The organism is Streptomyces sp. NRRL S-31 (assembly GCF_000718775.1).
Classification (GTDB): domain Bacteria; phylum Actinomycetota; class Actinomycetes; order Streptomycetales; family Streptomycetaceae; genus Streptomyces.
This window is the reverse complement of the sequence record NZ_JOCB01000221.1, coordinates 1-1214: the sequence shown is the minus strand read 5'-3', so window position 1 is coordinate 1214 and position 1214 is coordinate 1. Positions and strand designations below refer to the sequence as shown.

1 pseudogene is annotated in these 1214 nt (G+C 72.2%); it reads right to left on the bottom strand.

What is annotated here, in order from left to right:
* Positions 1-1141 (bottom strand): annotated as a pseudogene (locus IF37_RS44750) (hypothetical protein); the annotation flags it as partial.
* Positions 1142-1214: the final 73 nt, after the last annotated feature.

The following is a 1214-nucleotide window of genomic DNA, read 5'->3' as shown; positions in this document are numbered from 1 at the left end:
TCCGGAGGCCGTCGGCCATCGACTGTCCGGTGTCGGCCATCCTGACCTGGACGGATCCACCCTTGACGGGCAGGCCCAGGGCCGCCAGCTCGTTCACGGCCCTGTCCAGCACGTTCCGCGTCTGCGCCTGCGCGCGGCTGCCCTGTCCCTGCCCCGCGCGCTGCGCACCGACCGCGTCGTAGTACTCCCCGAGCAGCCTCGCCAGCGTCGCCAGACCCGCGTCCCCGCCAGGCCGGTTCCCGGCACGGCCCGCACTCGCGCCCTCCCCGGCCGTCTCCGGCTGCCTGCCCTTGCCCGCCGCCGCCTTCTGCTTGCCCTTGCCCTTGCCCGCCTCGGCCGCCCCGGCCGCCGCGGACTCCTGCTGACGCACACGTTCCCGCTCCAGCATCGCCCGCGACGCCCGCATCGCCTCGTGGTTGAACACCACACCCGCATCCAGCGCACCCGCCGTGGCATCACCCCCGCCCCACACGTAGTCATTGCCCAGCCGCCTGGTCGCGATCCCCGTCACCAGCAGGTCCACCCGGCCGTCCGCACCCACCACGAACACGAACGACGCACCCCAACTGCCATACCGCAGATGAATGTGCACCCCCTGATGCAGCCCGTACCGGCCCTCCCGCGGCCGCAACTCACCCGACGCAGCCCTCCCCAACGCCGCGACATCGTCCTCGTCCAGGTACTCACCCAGACGCGACTCGGCGAACACCACCCGCCCACTGTGCGTCCACGTCGACGGATCATTGACCCGCACACCCGCCAGCCGCTCCGCGACCACCGCGGCCTCCTCCGCGGCCCTGCGCTCCCGCTCCTCCCACAGCCCCTGCCACACCGGCAACGACTCCGCACGCACCCGCTCGCGCTGGTCCCCCTCCAGCACCACCGCCACCTGATCCAGATGAGCCTGGAAATCCTCCTCGAAACTCCTGAACTCCCCACCACCCGACGCCAGGAAGTCACCGAAGGCATACTCGCGCCACCGCCCCGGATCAACCGCCACATTGTCCGCGATATCCGAATTCAGCAACAACGCCAGGAACTCCGGCCGCTCCCCCAGCCCCCGCAACACCTCCGCGTTCCCCGCGTCCAGCAGCAGATCCGCCGCCTCCCGCCGCGACACCAACGCCTCCGCCCACACCACCTCCGCACCCACCCTGCGCACGGCGGCACCGGCCCGGCCCCCACCACCCTTCACACCCGCCCTGCCGACGGCG